The sequence below is a fragment of the Mesorhizobium sp. M2A.F.Ca.ET.039.01.1.1 genome (assembly GCF_003998035.1).
Taxonomy (GTDB): Bacteria; Pseudomonadota; Alphaproteobacteria; order Rhizobiales; family Rhizobiaceae; genus Mesorhizobium.
Genome location: NZ_RZRY01000459.1, coordinates 1 through 5,162, shown reverse-complemented (window position 1 = coordinate 5,162; position 5,162 = coordinate 1). Strand labels below are relative to the sequence as shown.

Genomic DNA, 5,162 nt, shown 5'->3' with positions numbered 1-5,162 from the left:
TGGTAAGACACTGTGGAGTTCGCGAAGGGCATGGCTCGCGTCGAACCGGTACAATTCCCCCATGAAATTGACGATTTCAGCTCCCCGTACCGGGATTGCAAAGGGACCGGTCCTCCCAACCGGATAGGAGCAACGACCCTCTCTCCAAATAGAGCCCAGTAGTGGGTCCCTGCGTCCAACGATAAGGTCGACCAGGCACCGCCGATCGTTCTCCTCGCCGGTGAGAATGTAGCGGCCCGCGACGATATCGACGCTGGCACCTGACAAAACTGTTCTTCGGCGAGCAGAACGCCCCACGGGCGAAACCCGCTCAACGAGGTGGACATTCCTCAAACTTATGCGCCCGGCCGACCTCACGCATATTCCCCATGTCTTGCGCGGGCACGACGGTTCATAACGGCACAGGCAAGGCCGACAGCAAGCGTACCGCAAAGGCAAGCGAAGACGTAGCCTATCGATGCATCCGTGCTCTCATACGTATAAAACCAGCCGCTCCGAGCAAATTGGGATAGATGCAGGACCGGATTCCATAACACGTATCCCGCGTATTCCCCCGGGACTTGCTCGCTCACAAAGAATAAGCCGGAAAATGTGGCAATGATGCGTAAAATCATTACATAAATTTTTCTAAGCCCCGGATAATAAAGGGATGCATGGTATGCAGCTAGACCGCTGCCGAAGCCGAGGGCGGCAGTCGACAGGAGCGCACCCCCGAACAACAGCGGGTTTTCCGGCAGGCGGGTCACTCCAGTCGCGACGCAGCCGCCAAGCATGACAATCCCTATGCAGCTGTTGACGATCACCCCCTTGACCGAACTTCCCACCATGACGTCGAATCGTGAAACGTCAGGATGATCAACTAGGTGTACCAAGGCGCCTGGTCCCGCAAGCGCTGCTAGGAAGGTGGTACGGAAGGTAAGCCAGACAATCACACCTATAACCGCGAATGGAAAGGCTGGCATGTCGAACACTTCTCCGCCGTGCAAGAGAAGTGCCGCGAACGTGATCAGAACCACATGGAGGAGAGGCTCAACAAGCCACCAGAACATACCAAGGCGATCACTATTCATATCCGTATGGAATCTCAGTCCCCATAGAGCTTTCCAAACAGCTAATGCGTGCGCACGGCGGGGCGGCTTCGGCATATCAACTGCCGGGCCAGTGCCATTAATCAACTGTATGAGAATCGCATCAGCACGTGAACTGATAACGCTGGGGCGAGCCTTGAGAGCCTGTGATGAGGCGATTTTCTGCCTGCGTTCCAATTCAAAGACCAGAACGTCGATCTCACGCCGAAGGCGTTCAACCGTTCCATCTGCGTTCTCAACATACCTGTTATATATTGTGATCCGGGCAGACGCTTCGGCCTCTCCAGCCGTGGAGAGCGTCGAAGCATCCGCGAAGGCATGCTCTTGTGGTTTCCGGTTCATACGTTCCTGACGTTATTTGCCGACATACTCGCCGGTCGCTGCGCAGGCGTAAGCCTTGCGCCAGCATATTTCAGGATGCGCATCATGGCCAAATCTTGCGGATTGTCCTTAAGAACGGTCATTGCCCGGTGAAGCGCCTGCCCATACTCCCCACGCTCATGGTGTAATTTTGCTTTGACCTGATTAGCCATCGAGTTTTCCGGCTCTTTCAGCAACAGTCTTTCGGCGATAGACTCAGCTCGTCCATAGTCCTTCGTGCGGAGAAAAAAGCGCATTACGGCGGAGCTCACATCAACGTCCGCGACATGAGCGATACTTTCCCAGAGGGACTCAACCTGGGAAACTGCCCCGGCTCTCATTGCCTTCTGGAGGATTCGATTGAGCTGTGTAACCGCAACGCAACGCAGCTTATCGGCAGTAGAATCGCCTTCCTTTTGCGCCAGGACCAAGTCGGCGAAGGCGATCACAGCCACATGATTTCGGGCTGTCGACGCTGCTTTGAGACCCATCCGGCTCGCCCGATGTACCAGCACTGAATTCCTATCCGTCTTGCTGGCATTAAGCCGACGCAAATCCCCCGCATGCTCCTCAAGCGAACGTGACGCGGAGGAGGCAACGACGAATTGGGCCGAAATCCTAGGCTGAGTCAAATCGGCATCCGGAAGACGTGCCAGAGACGCATAAGCGGAAGCAAGGTCGCCCATGTCTAGGCAGGCCGCCGCGTGCTGGCGCAAAGCTTCGGTGTTCCGCGGGTCTTGATCGAGTATCTTTGCCGCAGCCTTCCTTAGTTCGCTTCCTGAGAGCTTACGGACGGCGACGAGGTCTTTCTCGAACAGGCGCGCGAGACCGCTCCGGGCGGACGCATCGTCGGGAGCGATGTCGAGAATGCAGCGGCAAAGAAGGGCCCGCTGCGCACGATTTTCCTCATTTCCGCCGGCGGTTTTGCGCAGCATAGAGTGACAACGGCGAACCGTTGGGGCGACAAAGTCAGCTGCAAGCGCACCTTCGCGCTGAATCATATCTCGCAACACAAACACAGCATCGAATCGGAGAAGAAGGCCGACAACCGAGGCCAATGTCGCTTGATCGAGAAGCCCAGCCTGCTTGGCCACAGTGCTAAGAATCCCAATGTTTTTGTGCGCAATACCTATGCGGGCAAGAGCCGCAAGGGCAGGCTTGTCCTTGGGCCGATCGGAAAGAATCTCCATATAGAGTTTTGTCGCGGATTGATAATCACCCATACGGGCAATAGCCCGCGCCGATATCATGCGAAAATCCCCGCGTCCTGGGCTCGCTTCGCGGCGGGCGGCGCCCCCTGCCGTATCGGTGACGGCCGGCTTGATTGTATCATGGCGTTCCGGCGTCCGACGGCTCCGCAGCGGCTTCTGCTTCTGCGGCTCGCCCGCACCTACTTTATTTGACATGTGATGTCCTTGTATCCTGGATTGGGGGAGGGTATAACTTCAATGCATTCTAAATTTCGATAGTCAACCAGACCAATCTGCCGCGGAGGAGGGATCTACTGCATGCAGATGCTTTGAGGCTATTCGGGTGAGACCTTCGATACGTTCAGATGAGAGGGTGTCAAATCCGACCCTGCGCCATTGCTCTGCCATCTCCGAAAGCAAATGCGTCAGTTCCGGTGTGTCAGGGATGTGCTCTGCCACTGACAGAACAGCGTCGGACAACTCGCCGTTGATCATTTTGCTGCAGAGGACCCGTAACGCCGACGCGAGACGATCGAATGTGCCAGGGTCGGGCTCTTCCTGAGCGACATAGGACGAAACAACCGTTCTTAATCCTTGAGCAAGGGCCTTTGACAAATCGCCGGTCACTTCTGCCGTTGTTGACAGTTGGATGACGACCCCAATGAGTTCGATGAGACGCGGATCATCCAGCGGCCCCCGAAGGGCCGCCGCCGTCATTCGCGACAATCGGCTCACCAACGTCAATTCCGTTGCCGTCGGCGTATGGTCCCGATCGAGCGAGGCCAGCAACCTGGCAGCCTCTCCGAGGTCACCCTTGCGAAGGGACGTCGTGACCTTCGTCAGGATCTCCGAAGCCGGCTCTGCAACCTTCATCCGATTAGGACCCTTTGATCGATCGTTGCCGCCAACGCCATTTTCACAGCTGCGTCCCAGTCCTGGGCGGTGTCTATGTCAATGGCCTCAGAAGCGGGCACAATTGTCCCCGCGCAGTCGCGAAGAATGAAAGCACGGTGTTTCAGAAAGGAGTCCCGTTCCACCGAATAGGCTGCTCCTGTGATCACGTGCGTTGGATTGTCGTGATCGTTCGCCCGCTCCATACTCACAATGTTAAAACGACCGGACGATACGTTGCTCGAATTACATCCTGCCGAGGTTCCGTCGACACCGCGCATGCCGTTTGATTTCAGCGTGGGCGCCCAGCCCGTTGAAGGGTCGCATTCGCCTATGGCGCATGCCGTAATGGCGGAGCCTGCAAAGCCACGGGAGACAGATGTGACTACACTGGCAATGGATGCAATGGATGCTAGGGGCGAAGTGGGTTGTAAAAGGCTGACGATGTCTATCCGCCCAAACCTCATTTCGGCATCCGCAAGTGCATGAACGGCGGCATCGAAAGATGTCGCGGTTGAGGTAGCAAGATGCATCGGTCGCTCGACCACCTCAATGCCTTCAGGCGCGAGTCCCCTGACCTCGGGATCATCGCTTGAAACCACGACATGATCGAGATGACCAAGGCTGATGAGAGCGAGGGCGCGTTCGTAGGTCCAACTGATCATTGGTTTGCCCGCGAACTCCCGCGTATTCTTGCCTGGAAGACGTACGGAGCCGGCTCGCGCAAGTATGATGCCAAGGTTTCGGGTCAAGCGATTGCCGCCACGTCCGCCAAGGAAGAATTATTTTCGGCCAGAGCGGCGGCCAAGACCGCGTGCACCTTGTCGATCTGTCGATCGGTAATATTGGTCGAACACGGAAGTGGTAGGACCCGCTGCCATAATCCATCTGCAACGGGGTAGGCGCCCTTGGTCGAGAACCCTGCATGCGCCAGCCATCTGAGAAGCGGAGCGTAGCCATCCTGGAGGTGCATGGGTTTCCAAAAGAGCCGAACGCCAATGCCACGGGCGTTAAGCACGGAAACGAGAGCACGGATATCTGATTCAGGCCGCAGGACGACACCGGAAAACCAATCGCCATGCTGCGCCAGGCGATGCCGTGGAAATACCTGCAAGCCGTGCTTCAGCGCAAAATGATCGTGTCTGGCCCTTATTCTCGCTTTCGCCGCGATGAAACTCTCAAGCCGCGCGATCTGAGATCGGCCGAGAGCTGCTTCGATGTTCGTCATCCGCTCGTTGAAAGCGGGCCTGTCATGGTCGTAATTGACGCCCAAACGGCCGGTTGTCGCCAAGCTCCTAGCGGCCGCGACGACATAGTCGTCTCCCACAATTGCCCCGCCTCCACCCGTAGTTATCGTCTTGTTGCCATTGAACGAAAAGGTGGTCGCGTCGGCGAGCTCTCCGATTGGGCGATCATCAAAGGTCGAACCGATCGCCGCAGCCGCATCCGCTACAATCCGGAGCCCATGGCGGGCAGCCAGCACCCTGGCATCAGTCATGTCGATCGGGTTCCCCATTGGGTAAACGACGATCATTGCTCTTGGTTTGGGCAGACCAGCCGCGATCAATCTGGTGATCAGCTGCTCTGCATGGTTGACGTCAATCGCCCAGCTAGCCGGGTCGATGTCCACAAA

The 5,162-nt window shown here is 56.9% G+C and carries 5 protein-coding genes; all 5 read right to left on the bottom strand.

Going from position 1 to position 5,162, the window contains the following annotated elements; all coding sequences use genetic code 11:
- Positions 1–353 precede the first annotated feature (353 nt).
- Entirely contained in the window at positions 354–1,430 is a 1,077-nt protein-coding gene (locus EOA24_RS26775; RefSeq protein WP_127410245.1) for a hypothetical protein, read from the bottom strand.
- Positions 1,427–2,854, bottom strand: coding sequence for a hypothetical protein (locus EOA24_RS26770; protein ID WP_127410244.1), 1,428 nt, complete (start codon positions 2,852–2,854; stop codon positions 1,427–1,429). The genes EOA24_RS26775 and EOA24_RS26770 overlap by 4 nt, the downstream gene beginning before the upstream one ends.
- A 63-nt stretch (positions 2,855–2,917) precedes the next feature.
- Positions 2,918–3,511, bottom strand: a complete 594-nt coding sequence (locus tag EOA24_RS26765; protein ID WP_127410243.1) for a hypothetical protein — start codon at positions 3,509–3,511, stop codon at positions 2,918–2,920.
- On the bottom strand, positions 3,508–4,281 hold the full coding sequence (locus EOA24_RS26760) for an acylneuraminate cytidylyltransferase family protein (RefSeq protein WP_127410242.1): 774 nt from the start codon (positions 4,279–4,281) through the stop codon (positions 3,508–3,510). The genes EOA24_RS26765 and EOA24_RS26760 overlap by 4 nt, the downstream gene beginning before the upstream one ends.
- The coding region (locus EOA24_RS26755) for a DegT/DnrJ/EryC1/StrS family aminotransferase (protein ID WP_127410241.1) at positions 4,278–5,162 on the bottom strand (885 nt) is incomplete at its 5' end. The genes EOA24_RS26755 and EOA24_RS26760, both read right to left, overlap by 4 nt.